This window comes from Rhodobacteraceae bacterium M382 (assembly GCA_025141015.1).
In the GTDB taxonomy this organism is placed as follows: Bacteria; Pseudomonadota; Alphaproteobacteria; order Rhodobacterales; family Rhodobacteraceae; genus Aliisedimentitalea; species Aliisedimentitalea scapharcae.
In genome coordinates this window covers 2,927,036-2,947,470 of record CP081098.1, presented here as the reverse complement: position 1 = coordinate 2,947,470, position 20,435 = coordinate 2,927,036, and the positions used below count along the sequence as shown (strand labels likewise).

The following is a 20,435-nucleotide window of genomic DNA, read 5'->3' as shown; positions in this document are numbered from 1 at the left end:
GGGCCGCGCATGTCGCGGCCCTGTTCAGAATGATTATGTGCTCTCGCGCCCTCCAGCCACCAAACGGGCCCTGAGCGGCTCGAGATCCGGGTGGTTCTGTTCCAACGCGAACACATAGGCCTGGGTCAGAAAGAACCACGCTGCATCTTCGTCTGTCGCAGAGTCCGCCGCTTCGCAATAGAGGCGGACCAGCGCCCATTCATCCTTTGCGGCATGGGCGTCCAGCAATCGTGCATCCAGGTTGCTCATTCGGCGGCCAGGGCGGCCTCACCCTCTTGCAGTTTGCGCGCAACCCAGTCGTGGAACAGATGCGTGGGGCCATCCATCGCAGGTGAAAACCGACCGCCGTCAAACCCGGGCGCAAAGCGGCCCCGCTGCATGCCTTCGACGACAAAAACGTCCTCTTTGAACACCTCCTGCCATAGGGCTGTATTCTTGGCGCGCATCTGGTCGCTTGTTTCAGGGCTCGCATAGTACAGGTGGATGTGTTCGACTGTCTTGTTGGTGGCCTGCGGGAGTAGAATGATGGCAAAGGCATGGTCCCGGTGGACGCCCAGTAGAACATTGGGAAAGGCGGCGATGTATTCCGCGGCTTCGTCCCATTTTTGGTTCAGCCCGTCGAAATCGGGGAAAACGTCGCCATTGTCCCCTTTGAGCTGGCGATAGACCAATGTGCCCTGACCCGAGTATTTGCCGGGTTCTTCGATGTGGTAATGGTCTTCGAGGCGGGAATAGCTGTTGAGGCCAGGGTGGACCCAGGGCAGGTGATAGCTCTCGCAGTAATTTTCGACTGCCAGCTTCCAGTTGCAATTCACCGTCAGGTCGAACCGGCTGTCTTCTCCACCGTGGTACAGGGGCTGATCGAACTCGGCCCAGCGGGCCATGACATCCCCCATGGCTTCGGTGAAGTCCGGAGCCGTGCCCGAGACGTTGATCCAGATGACATCCCGCCAGATGTGCGACCTGACTTCGATCAGACCCAGAAGGCTCTTGTCCACGTCTTCATGGGTGTTCTGACCAGGGCCGCCCACATGCGGTGTCGAAACCAGGCGTCCGTCCGTGCCGTAACACCAGCTGTGATAGGCACAGCGGATGGCACCTTCGATCTTGCGGGGTTCTTCGACCAGAATCATGCCACGATGGCGACAGGTGTTCTGAAAGACCCGCACGGTTCCCGCCCGGTCGCGGACCAGCAACAGGGGGATCTGCAAAAAGGTGATCGGTTTGGCATCGCCCACATCGGGGACATCCGCCGTAACGGCCAAACCGGCCCATTGGTTCAGCAGGACATGTTTGTTCTCTTCGGCGTGTACGTGCGGATCGATGTAATGGGCATTGGACAACCCATTGGCCCGGGTGATCGGCTGGCGTACGGCGTTGAGTTCCTCGGATACAAATGTCATGGCGCGCTCCTTGTTCGTTGTGGCAAGATTTACTCGACACATGTGTCGATACTTGTCGGATTCCGACGAAGATCGCCAGCCAGCGACATACGGACAGCGCATTTCAAACAGCGGATCACGGGGTACAAAAAAACCGCGCTCTCAGGCGCGGTTTTTTCACGTTTTTGTCGATGCGTTAACTTTGATGTCTGCCGATGTGCAGCAAAGCGGTTAACGGAATGGATCGCCGATTTGCAAAAGACGCCGGTGAAATGGCATCAGCTCGTCTTCGGTCTTGAACCCCTGTGTGCGGGCTGCTTCCCAAACACCGGCCTTATCGCGCCCCAGATGTTCATAGACCATGCGGGCGGCACGGGTTCCGCTGGCGCTTTCACGCACAGTCCGGGTGACATACCCCACCCAAAAGTTGTTTTCGAAGGAGGCAACCTGGGCCAGATAGTTGAACGAGCAGGTCATGGAGTTGCGCCGAGAGATCACCAGGGCGACGCCATCTTCCTGCCGGGTGACATAGCCGCGGAATTCACGGGTTTTGACGTCTACAGGCAGGCCTTGCTGGCGCATGGCTTCCTTGGCTTCGAACCCGCGCACATAGGCGTTGTCGCTGACGCGGAACACATAAACGATGCCGACGATATACAGTTCATCGCTGACAAAGCTGCGGCGGGAGAAGCGGTAGAACCCTGACGGAAAGACGTCTTCGGGCAAATTGTTGACGCCCCTCCCCAGAAAATCAGACAGGATTGGCCCGGTCAGGATCTGACCACGTTCGGTCAGATTATCGACGGGTTCGAGCAGGATGCGGGCATCCATTTCGAAAAAGTCGCAAATTCGATCCAGCACATCGGGTCGCGGGAAGCTTTCTCCCGACAAATATCTATTGAATTGTGTCCGGTTGATGCCAAGCCGACGCGATAGATCCGATATGGACGGATACTTTCGGGCGAGGATTCGCAGATTTGAGCCGAACATGTTGCGAAGTTCGGCCGGTGAGCGCGTAGGTTTGGACATTTTTGCCCCAGTGTTGATGTTCCTTTGTCGTGAACCTGTAGCCGGAAAAGAGATCTCTGATCGGAATCCCGGCTTGCTTTACTCAAACTGATACTGGTTGGCGTCAACGCTGACGCTCAAGTAGATCAGGAGGCTACCGTCTCAGACACAAATTGCAAGCCCAAGACGCGCAATTTACCATGTTTGAATGCCCCAATTTATCACACAGTTAACACATAGGGAAAAACGGGACAGAAGATGTTTGGCGTAGTACTTTGGAGCGACACTGACGAACGCAAGGCCGTCATTTGGTGCGAGGACCATGGGGATCTCGCGTTTTACAAACAGAATGATCAGGAACCCGAACTGCCTTTGGACGCGGGAGATTGGGTGCAATTCGATCTGACGATGGAACGTCACATGCGGTATGCGCACAACCCACGGCTGGTGTCAGAGGGGTTATGCTCTGGATTGGCGGATGTTCTGGGGGCCGAACAGGAGCTTGCTCCGGTTCAACCTGCAGCGCAGGAATTGGAAACAGGATCGGCAAAAATCATCCCGTTTGCGGCTGCGCAGAAACGACGCAACGCCACCGATAGCAGCGTTGCCAGAATTCTCGCCTGACTGAGGTGAACGCGTGATCAATCGCCGCGCAACAGTGCGGCGACACCGGTACGTGCAATTTCAACCAGACCCAACGGGCGCATCAGATCGGCAAAGGCGTCGATTTTTTCCGGCGCGCCAGTGATCTCAAAGATAAAGCTGCTCAGGGTGCTGTCGACCACATTGGCCCGAAAGATATCGGCCAGGCGCAGGGCTTCGACCCGCTTTTCCCCATCTCCAACAACCTTCATGATGGCCAATTCCCGCTCGACAGCGGGGCCTTCGACGGTCAGATCGTGGACTTCGTGCACCGGAACAATCCGACCCAGCTGGGTTTTGATCTGTTCGATGACCTGAGGGGTCCCGGTGGTCACGATGGTAATGCGTGACAAATGGCCTGTGTGATCGACTTCGGCCACGGTCAGGCTTTCGATGTTGTACCCACGCCCGGAAAACAGTCCAATCACCCGTGCCAGAACACCAGGTTCGTTTTCGACCAGCAGGGCAATGGTATGGCGTTCGGACACGTCCGAGAAATTTGGACGCAGGTTATAGGCGGAATGGCTGGTGGAGCCTTTTTTGATGTGTAGTGCAGACATTGTCGTTGCCTTCCTCACGGGTTTTCCGTTGCCGGAAAATTTGGAAATTTCCGGCCCGAGATGTTCCAGGACGCTCGGGCCGTTTTCTGTTCAGGAAAACGCGGTCGTCAAACCATAACCGCACCGCTGGATTGGATGACACCCTGGGTTTCGGCCTCGCCCAGCAGCATTTCGTTATGGGCCTTGCCCGACGGGATCATCGGAAAGCAGTTTTCGTGCTTTTCGACCAGGCAATCAAAGATTACCGGACCATCATATTCGATCATCTCCATGATCGCGTCGTCCAGGTCCTTGGGGTCGGTGCACAGGATGCCCTTGGCTCCGAACGCTTCGGCGAGCTTTACAAAATCGGGCAGGGCTTCGGACCAGCTGTGCGAATACCGCTCCCCATGGAGCAGCTCCTGCCATTGGCGGACCATGCCAAGACGTTCGTTGTTCAGGATGAACTGTTTCACGGGCAGGCGGTACTGAATAGCGGTGCCCATTTCCTGCATGTTCATCAGCCAGGATGCTTCGCCTGCAACATTGATCACCAGAGAATCCGGATGCGCCATTTGCGCACCGATCGACGCCGGGAAACCATAGCCCATTGTGCCCAGCCCGCCGGATGTCATCCAACGGTTCGGGTCGTCAAAATTCAGAAACTGCGCCGCCCACATCTGGTGCTGGCCCACTTCGGTGGTGATGTAGCGGTCATGCCCCTTGGTCAGCTCTTCGAGCCGCTGCAACGCATATTGCGGTTTGATGGTGCTTTCCGAGTTGGTGTAGGCCAAGCAGTTGATCTTGCGCCATTCTCCAACCTGGGCCTGCCATTTGACCAATGCTTCCTTGTTGGTCTTGCGGCCGCGCGATTTCCAGATCTTGAGCATGTCTTCGAGCACATGACCCACATCACCCACAATCGGAATATCGACCGGGATCACCTTGTTGATCGACGATGGGTCAATGTCGATATGCGCCTTTTTCGAATTCGGCGAGAATGCCGAAATCAATCCGGTGATCCGGTCGTCAAAGCGGGCCCCGATGTTGATCATCAGGTCACAGTCATGCATGGCCATGTTGGCCTCGTACAGACCATGCATCCCCAGCATGCCCAGCCAATGTTTGCCCGATGCCGGATAGGCACCCAGGCCCATCAGGGTGGAGGTGATCGGAATGCCTGTCGCTTCGACCAGTTCGCGCAGCAGTTGGCTGGCTGCCGGGCCGGAATTGATCACGCCGCCGCCGGTATAGAATACCGGACGTTCCGCGGTTTCGATTGCGGCCACCAGTTCGGTGATTTCTTCCAGGTCGCCTTTGACCCGGGGCTGGTAATGGGACACGGACGGTTTGGGGCTCTGGTAATCACCCGTTGCAAATTGCACGTCCTTGGGGATGTCCACCAGAACCGGACCGGGACGGCCCGACATGGCAACGTGGAATGCTTCGTGCAGCGTGCTGGCCAGCTTGTCGGTGTCTTTGACCAGCCAATTGTGTTTGGTGCAGGGGCGGGTGATACCCACGGTATCCGCCTCCTGAAAAGCATCCGAGCCGATCATAAAGGTCGGAACCTGGCCTGTCAGAACCACCAATGGGATCGAATCCAGCAGTGCGTCGGTCAACCCGGTTACCGCATTGGTCGCACCAGGGCCGGATGTCACCAGCACAACACCGGGTTTGCCGGTCGAACGCGCATACCCTTCGGCGGCGTGGACCGCGCCCTGTTCGTGACGCACCAGAATGTGGCGGATGTCATTTTGCAGAAAGATTTCGTCATAAATCGGCAGTACGGCGCCGCCGGGATACCCGAATACGGTGTCCACACCCTGGTCCTTGAGGGCCTGGACGATCATCTTTGCGCCGGTCATTTCACGTGTCATCTGCTTGCTCCATCCGCGACATCGTCTTGTGCATAAAAAAAGCCCCCGATTTTGATCGGAGGCGCATGGGTTCGATTATGGTGTACCGTTACCGGCCCATGCGCATTGTTCCTACGATTACGACTAGGCTCATCATGGCCTTAGGCTCCTTTATGCTTGGGCGGGACATTATGGGCGACAGACAGAGGCGTCAACCGCCAATCGGTGCGAAATTGGGGCGGTTTGGGACATTTTCTTGCGTGCATAGGGGGGTGCGACGAAATTTCCGCGAAATTGCCCCGGGAAAATCTTTGAGTTTGGTCAAAAACCGCCATGGCGATGTCTGAAATGGCACAGAAGCTGGTGAAAATCATGCTCACCATGACCTCTGTAATAGGCGACGAAAGAGGGTGGGGGATGAGCCAGATTTGTGATCTTGTCGATTTGGGTCGCTATCCGATGGATCGCCCGGGATCTCCGGCATATCAGCGCATGATAGCAGATGTGCGGCGCGACCTGGAGGAGGACGGCTGTGCCGTGCTGCCGGGTTTCGTTCATGACCAAGGGACCAGCCATCTGGTCGCCGAAGCCGATCAAGTGGCCCCGATGGGGCATCGCTCCTTTACCCGCACCAATGCCTATTTCGGGACGGAAGACCCCAATCTGCCCCTGGATCATCCGGCGCGCCAATTCTACGACCGGTCCAACGCCTCTATTCCCGCGGATAATTTTGGAGCCGACAGCCCGCTGCGGCGGATCTATGAATTTCCACATTTCATGGCGTTCATCCGCGATGCTCTGGACGAACCACAGGATCGGTTTTTTCGCTATGACGACCCTTTGGCAGATGTGATCATCAATATGGTCGAAACCGGCGATGGGTTTCCCTGGCATTTCGACACCAACAATTTCACTGTGACCCTGGCGATTCAAAATGCCGAAGAAGGCGGGCAGTTTGAATACGCCCCAATGGTGCGCAGCCCGACCAACGAAAACTATGACGCGGTGGCGCGGGTTTTGGCAGGTAACAATGCTCAGGTGCGTCAGTTGGAATTGCAGCCCGGAGATCTACAGATCTTTCGGGGGCGCTATTCTTTGCATCGGGTGACGCCGGTTCGTGGTGCACGCAAACGCTATGTCGGGATCTTCTCCTTTGCGGAAATGGCGAACATGTGCGGCAGCGTGGAACGCACCCGGCAGTTATATGGCAGGGTGTTGCCGCATCATCTGGAACGGGCAGGGCTGCGGGTCGATACGCTGCGCGATTGATCCAGGATGGGCGCGCAAATCTTGGGTTTGAAACTCTGTGGATGCGCTTCCGCATCAAGTAGATTGATTTTCTTGGTGAGACAAATATTTACCCTCAGTTGATCTAGATCATGTTCAACAAGAGACGCTGGGCCCAAAGCTGGCTCAGATTTTGCGGGCAACCCCGCGCGCCTTTTGCATTCCCACAGACCAAACGAGGAGGAGAACCGTATGATCCCTGTGCAGAAACAGCTCGCCGAGAAATACGAACAGCATTCGGAACTGATGCAATCCATGGCCAACTCTATCGGGGTGGATATGGGCAAGGCTGTTCTCAGGGATGAACTGCGGTTCTTCCCGTACCGGGACCTGGTGTTCCGCTGTACCCGGTGTACCCAGGTTGAAGCCTGCAAAGGCTGGGTCGCCGCACAGGACGGCACCGCGACACAAACACCTGACTATTGTCGCAACAAGGGAATCCTGGACACTCTGCGATCCGCTGTCTGACCGTGAACGCTTTGAGGTCGATCCCCCAGCACCCGCAGCCAATGGCTGCGGGTGCTGCCTGGCCCAACGGGCAGAGCCGCTTTTGAAAAAAGCTGTGATGCCGGGCGGGAGCCCTGCGGTGCGGGGGTCAGGCCGAAAGTTGACGCTATAACCCGACACCGGTGCCTTGCAGAACCCCATGTTCCAACGCATAGCGGGTCAGCCCGGCGGTCGATGATATCCCCAGCTTTCGCTTGATATTCTTGCGGTGGGTTTCAACAGTACGCACCGAAATATCCAGAGTCTGTGCCACTTCCTTGTTGGATTTGCCTTGGGCCAGCTCCAGCAGGATGGTCTGTTCTCGCCCGGTCAGCGCTTCGCGCGTCTCTCCGGCCTTGGGTTTCAGCGACCCTTTGGCACCGGTGCACAGGTATTGTTCGCCGCGCATCACCGTATCAATGGCCAGCTTGATTTCATCCGTGGGAACATCTTTCAGAACATAACCCATGGCCCCATGGCTGAGCGCAGTCGAGATATATTCAGGGCTGTCATGCATCGACAGGATCAGGATCCGCAGCGCAGGGAGGCGTTCCAGCAGGATTTCCGTGGCGCTCAAACCACCCAACCCCGGCATGTTCAGATCCATCAATACAACATCCGGTGCCAGCGCCGCTGCCTGATCCACCGCTGCCTGTCCATCGCTCAGGGTGCCAACGACCATGATGTCGTCATAGCTCTCCAGGATCGACTGGATTCCTTCGGCGACCATCGGGTGGTCATCCACGATCAGGATACGTATCGGGCTCGACATGCCGTTTCCCTTTCCTCTCACGAGACCCGTTTCGAACCGGCCTCGTCACCTGGGGGCAGCAGATGGCTGAGCGGCAGCCGGACTTCGATGACCGTGCCGCTTTGTGCCCCGCGTGATGCCAGAATTCGCAAGTCTCCGTCAAGCTGTTCGATCCGCTCCTGCATGTTGCGCAGACCCAGCCCGGTCCCGGTCGGAGAGGCAGATTTCCTGAGCCCGCTGCCATTGTCCGCGATCCGCATGGTTGCGCCCTTGGCATGACCGCGCAGGTCAATGGTGACCCGTGTGGCACCAGAGTGGCGTTCGATATTGGTCAATGCCTCCTGCGCGATCCGATACAACGCGATCTTGCTGTCCTGATCCAACCGGTTGCGGAACACCACGGTATTGAATTCGGTTTCGATACCGGTGCGGTCGGCAAAATCATCCGTCAGCGCCTTCAGCGCCGGGCCCAGCCCCAGATCGTCCAGCACCCCGGGGCGCAGGTCACGGCTGATCCGGCGGACCTCGGTAATGGCGGTGCCCAGGTTGTCGATCCCCTTGTCCAGGGGGTCCTGGGCTGCGTCACGTTCGCCCCGGCTCAACCGTCGCCGGGCATTGTCCAGCGCATACCGTACTCCCACCAGGATCTGGCTGATGCCATCATGCAATTCGCGCGCCACACGTCCGCGTTCTTCCTCTTGGGCGTCAAATACCCGTTGTGTCAGTTCTTTGAGCTTGGCATCCGCCAGACGGCGTTCGCGCAGGTTCAGAAACATCCCCGACCCGAACACCACCAACAACGCCACCAACGCAATCGCACCGATATAGACAAATGTCCGTTGAACACGGGCTTCGACTTCGGCCCGCGCCGCCGCAACCGAGCCCAGCACATCGTCAATGAATACACCGGTTCCCACGGCCCATCGCCAATCCTGAAGCCCCACAACATAGGCCACCATCTGCGCCTCCTGTCCGGTTGATGGCTTTTCCCACATAAAGGAGTGCCACCCGGCACCTTGGCGGGCCAGATTGATGAATTCATCGACCACCGGCGTGCCGCTGCTGTCGGTTAACCCTTCCCAATTGCGGTTGATAAATTCGGTCTGACGCGGGCTGACCAGATTGGTGCCGTCATAGTCATAGACAAAAAAGAACCCGTCCTGGCCATAGATCATCGCGGCCAGTATCTGGGTGACCTTGTCTTTGGCGGACTGATCATCAGGCGCGGCGCGACCGTAGATATGGGAAAACCCGTTGCGTGCCTGGGTGACATAGTTGCGCAGCTCGGCCTTTTTGGCGGCCAGCAACTGCTGCTCCAGAGCCTGTATCTCGCGCTCAGCCAAAGCACGGGACTGATAAGCCACCAGAACTGCAATCGCTGCAACCGCCACGATCAACGGCAGCGTTGCCAGCAGAGACATCATTTGCCCATAGGTTGGGCGAAAAACACGGTTGAACACGGACATGTGGCGAATCGTTACGCAATCGAGACCCGAAAATCAAAGCCTGCGGTCCAGATTGGGCAAAATGACCTGTTACAATCCTCCCTGTGAACTCGAAATTACGCAACATCACTTTTGAATAGGTCAAAAAACGCGGTTTCTACGTAGTACTAGGTATTCACAACATTTCCTCCGTCGCTAGGCTAACGCCACTTGCAACGATCCGCTTGGGCGAAAGTTCAGGCTGTACGCAATAATAGGGGAGGAAATACTCTGATGGATCGTCGTTCTTTTTTGAAGACTTCTGCACTGGGCGGCACAGCCGCTGCTGCAACCACGCTGGCCGCGCCGGCCTATGCACAGGGCAAGCGGACCTTGACCATGGTAACCACATGGGGCCGTGGCCTGGCCGGTGTGTTCGACGCAGCACAGCGTGTTGCCGATAATATCGGCGCAATGTCGGGTGGCGAACTGACAGTGGACATCAAGGCCGCCGGGGAACTGGTGGGTGCGTTTGAAGTGTTTGACGCTGTGTCTTCGGGCCAGGCGGACATGTATCACGGTGCCGACTACTACTTTGTTGGTCAGCACCCGGGCTATGCCTTCTTTACGGCTGTGCCATTTGGCATGACGGCGCAGGAACTGGTGAACTGGTATTACCATGGCGATGGCATGGCGATGCATGACGAACTGGGTCAGATCTTTGGCCTGAAATCGTTCCTGGCCGGCAACACCGGCGCGCAGGCGGGCGGTTGGTTCTCCAAGGAAATCAATGGCCCCGAAGATTTCAACGGTCTGAAATTCCGTATGCCGGGTCTGGGTGGCAAGGCGCTGGGTAAACTGGGCGCTTCGGTTCAGAATATTCCGGGATCGGAAGTGTATCAGGCGTTGGCGTCGGGTGCGATCGACGGCACCGAATGGATCGGTCCCTGGGCGGATGAAAAGGCTGGTTTCCAGGAAATCACCAAGACCTATTATACTGCGGGCTTCCACGAGCCGGGTGCAGGTCTGTCGGTTGCGACCAACCGGGACGTTTTTGATAGCCTGAGCCCCGCGCATCAGAAGATTATCGAAATCGCTTCGGCAGAAGCGCACCAGTGGAACCTGGCACAATTCCTGAACAACAACGGTGCAGCATTGCAGCGTCTGCAGTCAGGTGGCGTCAAGGTCATGGAATTCCCTGACAGTGTCTGGGATGCATTCGGCAAGGCATCCAAGGAAACCTTGGACGAAAACATGGGCGACGAATTGTTTGCGCGTATCCGCAACAGCGTCGAAGCTTCCATGGCGGCGTCCTCCGGTTGGCTGGTCAAATCCGAAGGCGTCTATCGCGCACAGCGTGATCGCGTTCTGGGCTGATCAGTCCAAGACCATCACATTGGGATCCTCCACCGGGTGGGTGGGGGATCCATTTCCAATTGCAGCAACGGAGCGCGCCAGGGCGCTGACCATATGACTGCAAGGACATACCGGGGGATTGAATGCAGGAAGAACGTGGTCTTTCCTTTGCCGATACGATCGGTGCCCTGACCGAAGGGCTGGGATGGATGTTCCAGAATATCGGCCTTGCCTTTTACAATTTGGGCTATGCGGTCGCCAATCCTCAGCTGTGGCTGGATTGGTCGGACAAACAGTCGATCATGCGGTTCGTCTATTATGGTGGATCGGTCGAGTTTTTCTTTGTCGTCTTTACCGCCTTTCTGATTGTGACCATCGTGGGGATGATGCGTCATCAGATCATGTGGGCAGTGGTGCGCGGGCTCGAAGGGTTTGCCAATACAGTCGGGCGGTTTTTTGCATGGGCCGGGTTGCTGATGGTGATCCAGCAGATCGTGATCGTGTTTATTCAGCGCGTCTTTGCCCGGCCGGACATGTCGTTCGGTTTTGGCATCCCGTTGCAGATGGACATCAGCTGGTTCGCCGAAGAGCTGAAGCTGTATAATGCCATGGTCGTCTGCCTGTGTGCCACCTACACCTTTGTGCAGGGCGGGCATGTGCGGGTGGACCTGATCTATTCCGGTGTCAGCTTCCGCACAAAGAAAGTGATCGACATGTTCGGGTCGCTGTTCTTCATGATGCCGGCTGCTGTCCTGATCTGGATGTATGGCTGGTTCTTCATGTGGCGTCATCTGATCGTGCCGAAACCCTCGGCCAGTGACACCATTGAACGGTTGGTCATGAAATCGCGCGCGCTGCGTTGGAACGTGGAAACCATCGGGTTCAGTCCAAATGGGTTCAACGGCTATTTCCTGTTCAAAATCCTGCTGATCTGTTTTGCTGGCATGGTTTTCCTGCACGCCATCGCATTCTTCTATCGCTCCTTTCTGGAGTTCGTCGAAGGCGAAGGAAGTGAAAACAAATACCTCGACAAGGATAGTCTTGGCGAAGGTGAAGAAGCCTATGAAGGCACCCATTAAGAACGAGGACTATGACTATGCTATTCGGTCTTGATGGCGTCGAAATCGGCCTGCTGATCGTGTTTTTCTGTCTCTTCGGAGGCATTTTGTCGGGCTTTCCCGTGGCGTTTGCCATCGGGGGGGCGGGCATCATCTCGTTTGGTATCATTGCATCGTTGGACAGCGCCGGGTTGCTGATCCACCAGGCGATAGATACTTCATCGCAAACGTATCGGGATCTGGTGAATTCCGGCATTAAACCGGATGTGATTTCGGTGTTTCGATACCCGGAATTGCCACGGATTGCCGAACCTGTTTTTCCACGCGGCTGGGAAGTCGCGCTGGATCGCAACGTGTCGTTCATCGTCAACCGCATGAATGAACGGGTTCTGGCGGGCCAGTCAATCGAAACCCTGTTGGCGGTGCTGATGTTCGTTCTGATGGGGATCACCCTGGAACGTTCGAAAATTGCCAACGATCTGCTGACGACCATGGCGCGCGTGTTTGGCCCGCTGCCCGGCGGTCTGGCCGTGTCTATCGTTGTGGTGGGGGCATTCCTGGCGGCATCGACAGGCATCGTGGGGGCCACAGTGGTCACCATGGGGCTGTTGGCGTTGCCGACCATGCTGCGCAACAATTATTCGCCCGAGCTGGCCACAGGGGTCATTGCGGCATCCGGTACTTTGGGGCAGATCATTCCGCCGTCCATCGTGATCGTTCTGCTGGGGACCCTGGCCGGGGACCTGTATTCCACGGCCCAGGAAAACCGCGCACAAGAAGCCGGGTGTTCGGACGCGTTGACCTATTTGGGCGAACCGGCCGTGGTTTCGGTTGGTACCCTGTTTCAGGCGGCGCTGCTGCCGGGGATCATGCTGGCGGTGCTCTATGCGGTTTATGCCTTTGTCTATGCGTTGCTGAATCCGGACAAGGCCCCGGCCGTCCCACCAGAACCAACCGACAATGAACCCATTACCCGGGGCGAAGGTCTGACCTGGTTCCTGTTTGCCCCCGCCGCGCTGTTGGTCGGTGTGTTCATGATGGGCAGCATTGGTGTGATTGGCAGCCAGAATATTGATGTCTCGGCCTTTTCGGACAGTTCCAAATCGGCCAGCCTGCGAACCAATGTGGGGGACGAGTGCCGCGCCTCGATGATTGAGTTGCACGGTCAATTGGCATGGGACGAAGCCATCGCCGAACAGGAGGCAATCGACGCCGCCGGCGGTGTCACTCAGGCTGCGAAACTGACCGAAGACGAACTGGTCGCGGCCCGCACGGCCAAGATCGCTGCCGCGGCTCCGATTGGTGTTGGGGTTTCGGTGATCATGGTGTTGCTGGGGCTAACCCTGATGCTGGGTCGGGGGATCTCGCCTTCGGGTGATCCCAAGCCGCTGATTATCGGCGCAGCCGGTGTGGGTCTGATGGCGTTGGTCGATGCGTTTCTGGTTGCACCGACCACCTCGCCGGGGGGCACTGTTTTGATGCTGGCCTTGCCGGCGGCATTGGCGATCTATGGCTGCAAGGAAGCGGCCCTGCGCGCAACCAAGAATGACCTGATCCGGGTGGTTTTCCCGCCTTTGGTTCTGATCATCGCCGTTCTTGGATCAATCCTGGGAGGTATCACCAACCCGACGCCTGCTGCGGCGCTGGGGGCCGGTGGGGCCATCATGCTTGCCGCCTATCGCAAGCTTCAGGACGAAGGCAGATCCGGTCAGGTGATCATCATGACCACATTTGCCGTGATCATCTGTATCCTGATCGGTGTGAACTTTGACCTGCGGATCAACCAGGGTGGTGTCAGCGTCGAAAGCTGGATCGCGTTCCTGGGTGCTTATGGTGCCTATCTCTATGCGCTGTTTGGTTTGCTGTATGGCTGCTGGGTGCTGTTCTCGGGCGGGGTTCTGAGCCCGGTGGTCCGCGAAACGGCCAAGGTAACGTCGATGGTCTTTACCATTCTGATCGGGTCGCAGTTGCTGAACCTGGTGGTGATCTCCTTTGGCGGCGAACACTATATCCAGCAGTTCCTCAAGAGCTTCGACAATGAACTCACGGTCTTCTTGATCGTGATGCTGGTGCTCTTTGTGCTGGGCTTTGTGCTCGACTTTCTCGAGATCATTTACATCGTGATTCCCATTGTGGGTCCGGTGATCTATGGCGGGTCGTTTGATCCGAAATGGGTGACCATCATGGTGGCAGTGAACTTGCAGACCTCGTTCCTGACGCCGCCCTTTGGATTTGCTCTGTTCTATCTGCGCGGCGTGGCACCCAAGGAAGTCACGACAGGTCACATCTATCGTGGGATTCTGCCATTTGTGTTGATTCAGGTCGGGGGGCTGGCGTTGCTGTGGCTGTTCCCGTCGATCGTCACCATCGTGCCGGATTTGATCCCGAATTGATCCTGAGATCGCAGACAAAACCATAAAAGGGGGCCAATCGGCCCCCTTTTTCATGTGCAGCCCCTCGTGCGAGGAGGTGGCTCACTCTGGTACTGCGCCGCGAAAGATTATGGTGGTGCTTTGGCAGGGGCCATGTCCGTTGTCATGAACCGCTGGGGCAACATGCATTCCCCCTGAGAGCGGCCAGTCGCCGATTATGTTAACGGCGAGAGCTTTGGCGTTGCAACCATCCTGGCCGATTGAAATCGGCAGGACGCGCTTGGCGTATCTACGATGGGTACTTCAGCTCTTGGTTATGCGCCGGTCGGGCAATTGGATATTTGCAACCTGTTCGGCAATCGGATCGGCGGTCAGCGTTTTTGCCGCCGATGCAAAAGCGGCTGGGTCCGTCATTGGTTGCCATTTGCGCCCATGATAGATCTCCAGCCCGGAGAATCCCGCCTTGTAGCCCATTTTGGAACTGCCCGGCACCCAATAGCCCAGATAGACATATGGCAGCCCGGCCTCGCGGGCGATGTCGATGTGATCCAGAATCATATGCGTGCCCAACGATTGCTGGGGCAGATCAGGGGCATAAAAGGAATAGACCATGCTCAGCCCATCATCGAGCACATCCGTCAGCGATGCCGCGGTCAGCCCGCCGGTGTCGCGGTCGACATATTCCACCACACGGCTGCGGATCGGCGTTTCTTCGATCATGGCGGCGAATTCAAAGACGTCCATGTCGGCCATGCCCCCATCTGCGTGACGGGTGTCCAAATAGCGTCGAAACAGGGCAAACTGATCTTCGGTGGCCCAGGGGGATGTGGCACGCCGGTTCAGATGCGCGTTACGTTTCATCGTGCGCTTCTGGCTGCGGGTGATTTTGAACTGGGCAACATTGATACGGGCCGACAGACAGGCGCTGCATTCGGCACAGGATGGGCGATACAGGACATTCTGCGAGCGCCGAAATCCCTGTTGTGACAAGCTGTTGTTCAATTGTTCGGCATTGTCCCCCTGAAGCGCAGTGAACAACTTCCGCTCCATCCTGCCCTCGAGATAAGGACAAGGCTGCGGAGCGGTAACATAGAATTGCGGCGCAATCGGCAGCGTGTGACGCATACGGGGCTCATGGGTTGTTCACTCGGGTTAGGGGATGATAGCAACCGCTGTTTGAGCCGCCAAGTGGCATTGGCAGCTCATGGTTTGAGAGGCGTGAATTTGGGCCTTTTTTTACGTCACGCCCTGCGGTTCAGCGCGACAGTGCCCAGAAAGGCATCGGTCAGGCCCTGGCCTCTGGCACCGGTCAGCATCATTATGATCGACACCACCTGAATCAGCGGAAAGGCCAACGAGATCGTATAGCCCGCAGTATGAAACAGGGCCATCGACCCGTCCAGACGGTCGCCTTGCGCATCGCGCAGTTCGACACCGGCCACCCGCATCCCCCAGGTTGCAGACCCGTTTGACAGGGTCACGACCCGATAGGCGAATCCGACCACCAGATACAGCAACGGCCAGATAAAGAGGCCGATAAAGGCCGTGAACAAAACGACCACAAAGGAAATGGCCAAAATCACCACCGAATCAACGACCCAGGCAAACAGACGTTTGGCAGGGACCGAGTCGTAGAACTGCGGGTGGCTGTGTGGGTCGGGCAGGGCGGTCATCATCTGGTCCTGTAATTGGAAAAGGGTGCCGCCCCCAATGTGGGGGCGACGGGAGGGATCGGTTTATTTTTCGCCGTCGGCACCGGCAGCGCGGGCGCGTTCGTCCATAAAGTCGTCAAATTCGGATTTGTCCTTGGCTTCGCGCAGACGTTCCAGAAAGGCTTCAAAATCGCGCTGTTCCTGTTCCAGACGCTGCAGGGTATCCGCCTTGTAGCTGTCAAAGGCGCTGTTGCCGGTTGTGGACATCGCGGACATACCATGGCGAGACCAGGATTTCCGTGTGGTGCAGGATTTCGAAAACATGCGTTTGCTCCAGATCATGTAAAACAGAAGGGCCAGGCCAACCGGCCAGAAGAACACAAAGCCCAGAACCATCGCGGCAATCCAGGCACCTTTGCCCTTGCTGTCCAGCCAGGCTTCGCTGCGTGCAAACCAACCAGCGTTGGTCTGTACAGGGTGGGTGTCGGTCAGGGTGTTCATTTCGCTTTCTCCGGGTTGGGTATGTAAATGTCTTTCACATTACTCATATTGGGTTCCGGTCCCGGTCCTGCAAGGGGCGATGTGAAAGTTTTTTACATTACCCGTTATAGGCGATTTTCAGCCACTGGGATGCGTCGTTAAGGTTCTGTAAACACTTTTTCGATTTTCTAGGCTAAACCCCGGGACATGAGAGGGAACCATGAACCCGCAGTCAGGCAGCAGCGAAATGGTACAATTTACGGATGGATGGTGGATCTTACCCGGCGTGGCGGCAGGTGTCCTGTTATGGGTCCCGATCCTGCGGGCCGGTTGGCAATTTTTGGGTGGCTGATACCCAGTTGAAACGCCCTTGATGCCTCGAAACGTACCGAAGGACGTGTCAAAACGCATCAGGATGGTGCGCTTGCCAAATTTTTTGGGACGTGTGTGTCTTAGCCGTTCATCACGAAATTCGCCAAGACCGCACCGCTTGATGTCCGGATTTCGTCCGGCGCAGCGGAAAACACATGTCGCGGCGTACCAGCTGCAGCCCATATGGTGGAAAAATCATTCAGCCGTGGGTCCATAAAGACACGGATCGGGTTCAGATGTCCGATCGGTGAGACCCCGCCAATCGCAAACCCGGTCTGACTGCGGATCAACGCAGCATCTGCCTTGACCAGAGGCTCCCCGGCCAACGCCGTCGCCTTGGCCGCATCAATTTGATTGCCACCTGCAGTCAGGAACAGGATGGCCTGCTGGCTGGTTTCTCCCTTGAACACGATGGATTTGACGATTTGATCCACCTCGCAATCCACGGAGTGTGCGGCCTCGACGGCAGTGCGCGATTGCCGGGTTTCAACAATCGTGGGGGTCAGGCCCGCGGTGTCCAGCGCGGCGCACACCCGTTTCAGGCTTTTGCTCATGATGGTGTCACCTGTTCCGTGTTGATCCGTGCGCCAGTCAATCCCAATTTGTACCGCGGCACCAACAGTTTTTGCGGGATATCCGTTGTTGGACACGGGATGCCGCATTGACGCCCCCGGGTACAAGGCACAGTCTGCGCCCATGTCGAACACGTTTGAAATCACCCGCTTGCCCCGCCCATTTGATGTCGATCTGGGGGCGGATGCCGCGGCCAAAGTGCCGGGGCTGTCGACCGATTTGACGGCTCTGATTGCCGGAGCGGCCGGGAGCAGCCCCTATTTGGGTGAACTGATCACCCACGAAGCGGCCTGGATCGCGCCTGCTTTTGACGATCCGGATGCTGCACTGGGTCAGGTGTTTGCTGAGGCCCGCGCATTGCCCCCCGATCGGATCAAACCTGGCCTGCGACAGGCCAAACGGCGCCTGGCTCTGTTGACGGCTTTGGCCGATATCGCCGGTGTCTGGTCGCTGGAGAAAGTGACGGGCGCGTTAACCGATTTCGGAGCCCTGGCCGCCGATGTGGCAATCAAAGCCGAGATCGCCACCCTGATCCGGCGTAAAAAGCTGCCGGGCTTGACCCCGGATGACGTGGAAACAGCCGGCGGCATGACCATCCTGGCGATGGGCAAGATGGGTGCCTATGAGCTGAACTACAGTTCGGATATCGACCTGATTTGTCTGTTTGATGAAACCCGGTTTGACCCGGATGATTTTTACGAAGCCCGTCAGGGCATGGTGCGGGCCACCCGAAACATGTGCAGCGCGCTGAGCGAGAAAACCGCCGACGGCTATGTATTCCGAACGGATTTGCGCCTGCGCCCCGATCCGGCGGTCACGCCGGTGGCCATGGCGATGGAGGCTGCTGAACGCTATTACGAAAGCCTTGGGCGGACCTGGGAACGCGCCGCCTATATCAAGGCACGCCCCTGCGCCGGAGATCTGCAAGCTGGCGAGAAATTTCTCAAAACCCTGCGCCCCTTTGTCTGGCGGCGGCATCTGGATTTTGCTGCTATTCAGGATGCCCACGACATGCGCCTGCGCATTCGCGAGAACAAGGGCACCGGCGGTGCCATCAGGGTGCCGGGTCACGACATGAAACTGGGCCGTGGTGGCATTCGCGAGATCGAGTTTTTTACCCAGACCCGACAGTTGATCGCAGGTGGGCGCGATGCGGCATTGCGTGTGCGCGGAACTGTGGATGGACTGGCGGCGCTGGCGGCCAAAAACTGGGTTCCCCCCGAAGTTGCTGAAAAGCTGACCGGTCACTATCGCGCGCATCGCGAGGTCGAACATCGGATTCAGATGATTCACGACGCCCAGACCCATCGCATGCCAAAATCCGACGATGGGTTGGAACGGATTGCCTGTTTGATGGGGGTTGATACCGTGCAGATGCAGTCGGACATTCGTGATCGACTGGACGAGGTCCATGAACTGACCGAAGGCTTTTTTGCGCCCGATGCACAGGCGCGTCCCCAGGTCGAAATGCCCCAAGAACTGGATGCGTCCATTCTGGCACGCTGGCCCACCTATCCCGCCTTGCGCTCGGCGCGGGGGGCGCAGGTGTTTGAACGTCTCAAGCCAGAGCTGTTGTCGCGCATCGCCCGGATGGCGAATCCGGCCCAAGCCCTGACCGCATTGGATGGGTTCCTGGCGGGTCTGCCTGCAGGGGTACAGTTGTTTTCCCTGTTCGAGGCCAACCCCCATCTCATTGATCTGTTGGTCGATGTGGTTGGAACTTCGCGCGCATTGGGAGAACATCTATCGCGCAATTCGGCCGTATTTGATGCTGTGATCGGTGGGTCATTCTTTGCGCAATGGCCGGGACGCGAAATTCTGAGGCATGAACTGGAAAGCTTGCTGGAGGCAGAAGCCGACTATGAAACGCGCCTGGATGCCTGCCGACGCTGGTGCAAGGAGTGGCATTTCCGGATTGGTGTGCATCATTTGCGCGGGCTCATTGATGCCGAAGATGCAGGGCGCCAGTATGCGGAACTGGCCGATGCAGTCATTGTGGCCCTGACGCCCTATGTCGTTGGGCAGTTCGCGGCCAAACACGGCCCGATGCCTGGTCGCGGAGCCGCAGTTCTGGGCATGGGGTCGTTGGGGTCCGAACGGTTGAACGCGACATCCGATTTGGACCTGATCGTGATCTATGATCCGCTGGATGCAGAAATGTCTGACGGCAAACGCCCGCTTTTGGTGCGGCCCTATTATGCGCGCCTGACGCAGGCTTTGGTCACGGCCTTGACGGCTCCTATGGCGCAGGGGCGGTTGTATGAGGTCGATATGCGGTTGCGCCCATCGGGAACACAGGGACCGGTTGCGACCAGTTGGGCCAGCTTTACCCATTATCAGGAGAACGAGGCCTGGGTGTGGGAACATTTGGCGCTGACCCGCGCCAGAGTTGTCGCAGGCAGCCCCGATCTGTGTGCTGATATCGAAACCTTCCGATCGAATTTCCTGTCCAGGCCACGAGAGCGGGGGCTGGTGCTGAAAGAGATGTCAGAAATGCGCAACAGGCTGTCAGCGGCCAAAAGCCCGGCCGGGGTCTGGGACGCCAAACCGGGGGCGGGACGGATGATGGATGTTGAGCTGGTGGCGCAGACCGGTGCGCTTTTGGCAGGTCTCAGCGCGCGCGATGTACCGGCGGGGCTGGCCGGAGCGGTCGCTACTGGATGGCTGAATGTCGCGGAACGCAAGGCGTTGACCGACAGCTACAACCTATTCTGGTCCGTACAGGCCGCAGCGCGGCTGTTGTCCGGGCGCGCCATTGATGCGGCGCATCTGGGTGAGGGAGGGGCTGCTTTCCTGTGTCGCAGCACTGGCCATCACACGTTGGAGGCGCTGCAGGCCGAACTGGAGGGGCGCTATGCCCAATGTGCGGCTCTGATCAACGGGGCCCTGAAACGGGAGTTGGGTGATGAAATACGGTGATCCACTGGACCCAAAAGGGTTGATGCAGGATTCCTATACTATCGAAGGGATCAGCGATGCCCAATGTCGCTCGATCTTTCTGGATTGGGCGCTCAGCCTGCCTGCCGGACACGACAGCCGTGATGCCATCGAAATGTATCTGGAGCGCTATGGCACGCAGGCCCCTGACCATCCGATGACGGCCGTTCTGCGTCAGGGCATGGAAACCATGACCAAACCCAAACGCCGCGGTGGTTGGCGCAGCCGCGAACGGGATTGGACCTAACCGCAGGTCT

At 57.5% G+C, this 20,435-nt stretch carries 19 protein-coding genes; 8 read left to right on the top strand and 11 right to left on the bottom strand.

Going from position 1 to position 20,435, the window contains the following annotated elements; genetic code table 11:
- Nucleotides 1–33: 33 nt before the first annotated feature.
- The 3 genes from K3727_13690 to K3727_13680 all read right to left on the bottom strand — a co-directional run bounded on the left by K3727_13690 (nt 34) and on the right by K3727_13680 (nt 2,411).
- Nucleotides 34–249: a hypothetical protein gene (locus K3727_13690; GenBank protein ID UWQ89855.1), complete on the bottom strand. Its 216-nt coding sequence runs from the start codon at nt 247–249 to the stop codon at nt 34–36.
- A complete protein-coding gene (locus tag K3727_13685; protein UWQ89854.1) occupies nt 246–1,403 on the bottom strand; it encodes an aromatic ring-hydroxylating dioxygenase subunit alpha in 1,158 nt (385 codons plus the stop codon). The genes K3727_13690 and K3727_13685 overlap by 4 nt, the downstream gene beginning before the upstream one ends.
- Nucleotides 1,404–1,613: 210 nt before the next feature.
- The gene (locus K3727_13680; GenBank protein ID UWQ89853.1) at nt 1,614–2,411 is read right to left on the bottom strand and encodes a helix-turn-helix transcriptional regulator; all 798 of its coding nucleotides are present in this window, start codon (nt 2,409–2,411) and stop codon (nt 1,614–1,616) included.
- Between the two features lie 237 nt (nt 2,412–2,648).
- On the opposite strand from K3727_13680, the gene K3727_13675 reads away from it, so the two are divergent.
- Nucleotides 2,649–3,014: a hypothetical protein gene (locus tag K3727_13675; GenBank protein ID UWQ93485.1), complete on the top strand. Its 366-nt coding sequence runs from the start codon at nt 2,649–2,651 to the stop codon at nt 3,012–3,014.
- A 17-nt stretch (nt 3,015–3,031) separates the two neighbouring features.
- On the opposite strand, the gene ilvN is transcribed toward K3727_13675, so the two are convergent.
- Both ilvN and K3727_13665 read right to left on the bottom strand, forming a co-directional pair.
- The gene (ilvN, locus tag K3727_13670; protein UWQ89852.1) at nt 3,032–3,592 is read right to left on the bottom strand and encodes an acetolactate synthase small subunit; all 561 of its coding nucleotides are present in this window, start codon (nt 3,590–3,592) and stop codon (nt 3,032–3,034) included.
- Nucleotides 3,593–3,699: 107 nt separating this feature from the next.
- Complete coding sequence (locus K3727_13665) at nt 3,700–5,451, bottom strand: acetolactate synthase 3 large subunit (protein ID UWQ89851.1); 1,752 nt, start codon at nt 5,449–5,451, stop codon at nt 3,700–3,702.
- Between the two features lie 396 nt (nt 5,452–5,847).
- On the opposite strand from K3727_13665, the gene K3727_13660 reads away from it, so the two are divergent.
- Both K3727_13660 and K3727_13655 read left to right on the top strand, forming a co-directional pair.
- Nucleotides 5,848–6,699, top strand: a complete 852-nt coding sequence (locus K3727_13660) for a hypothetical protein (GenBank protein UWQ89850.1) — start codon at nt 5,848–5,850, stop codon at nt 6,697–6,699.
- A gap of 210 nt (nt 6,700–6,909) precedes the next feature.
- On the top strand, nt 6,910–7,185 hold the full coding sequence (locus K3727_13655) for a hypothetical protein (protein UWQ89849.1): 276 nt from the start codon (nt 6,910–6,912) through the stop codon (nt 7,183–7,185).
- Between the two features lie 145 nt (nt 7,186–7,330).
- Here the strand turns inward: K3727_13655 and K3727_13650 are convergent, their stop codons facing one another.
- A complete protein-coding gene (locus K3727_13650; GenBank protein UWQ89848.1) occupies nt 7,331–7,975 on the bottom strand; it encodes a response regulator transcription factor in 645 nt (214 codons plus the stop codon).
- 17 nt (nt 7,976–7,992) lie between these two features.
- Entirely contained in the window at nt 7,993–9,420 is a 1,428-nt protein-coding gene (locus K3727_13645) for a cache domain-containing protein (GenBank protein ID UWQ89847.1), read from the bottom strand.
- 252 nt (nt 9,421–9,672) lie between these two features.
- On the opposite strand from K3727_13645, the gene K3727_13640 reads away from it, so the two are divergent.
- The 3 genes from K3727_13640 to K3727_13630 all read left to right on the top strand — a co-directional run bounded on the left by K3727_13640 (nt 9,673) and on the right by K3727_13630 (nt 14,185).
- Entirely contained in the window at nt 9,673–10,755 is a 1,083-nt protein-coding gene (locus K3727_13640) for a TRAP transporter substrate-binding protein (GenBank protein UWQ89846.1), read from the top strand.
- Between the two features lie 122 nt (nt 10,756–10,877).
- Complete coding sequence (locus K3727_13635; protein UWQ89845.1) at nt 10,878–11,813, top strand: C4-dicarboxylate ABC transporter permease; 936 nt, start codon at nt 10,878–10,880, stop codon at nt 11,811–11,813.
- Nucleotides 11,814–11,830: 17 nt separating this feature from the next.
- Nucleotides 11,831–14,185, top strand: coding sequence for a TRAP transporter large permease subunit (locus K3727_13630; protein ID UWQ93380.1), 2,355 nt, complete (start codon nt 11,831–11,833; stop codon nt 14,183–14,185).
- A 282-nt stretch (nt 14,186–14,467) separates the two neighbouring features.
- Here the strand turns inward: K3727_13630 and K3727_13625 are convergent, their stop codons facing one another.
- From K3727_13625 to K3727_13610, 4 genes are all read right to left on the bottom strand, one after another.
- Nucleotides 14,468–15,289 carry an arginyltransferase gene (locus tag K3727_13625; GenBank protein ID UWQ89844.1) on the bottom strand — a complete coding sequence of 274 codons (822 nt, stop codon included), beginning with the start codon at nt 15,287–15,289 and terminating at the stop codon, nt 14,468–14,470.
- A gap of 116 nt (nt 15,290–15,405) precedes the next feature.
- Nucleotides 15,406–15,837 (bottom strand): RDD family protein, encoded by a 432-nt coding sequence (locus K3727_13620; protein ID UWQ93379.1) that lies wholly within the window; start codon nt 15,835–15,837, stop codon nt 15,406–15,408.
- Between the two features lie 63 nt (nt 15,838–15,900).
- The gene (locus K3727_13615) at nt 15,901–16,317 is read right to left on the bottom strand and encodes a DUF2852 domain-containing protein (GenBank protein ID UWQ89843.1); all 417 of its coding nucleotides are present in this window, start codon (nt 16,315–16,317) and stop codon (nt 15,901–15,903) included.
- Nucleotides 16,318–16,748: 431 nt separating this feature from the next.
- Nucleotides 16,749–17,222, bottom strand: coding sequence for a YbaK/EbsC family protein (locus tag K3727_13610; protein ID UWQ89842.1), 474 nt, complete (start codon nt 17,220–17,222; stop codon nt 16,749–16,751).
- Between the two features lie 142 nt (nt 17,223–17,364).
- Between K3727_13610 and K3727_13605 the strand changes: the two genes are divergently transcribed.
- Together K3727_13605 and K3727_13600 are read left to right on the top strand one after the other, a co-directional pair.
- Complete coding sequence (locus K3727_13605) at nt 17,365–20,160, top strand: glutamine-synthetase adenylyltransferase (GenBank protein ID UWQ89841.1); 2,796 nt, start codon at nt 17,365–17,367, stop codon at nt 20,158–20,160.
- Nucleotides 20,147–20,425, top strand: coding sequence for a hypothetical protein (locus K3727_13600; GenBank protein UWQ89840.1), 279 nt, complete (start codon nt 20,147–20,149; stop codon nt 20,423–20,425). The genes K3727_13605 and K3727_13600 overlap by 14 nt, the downstream gene beginning before the upstream one ends.
- Nucleotides 20,426–20,435: the final 10 nt, after the last annotated feature.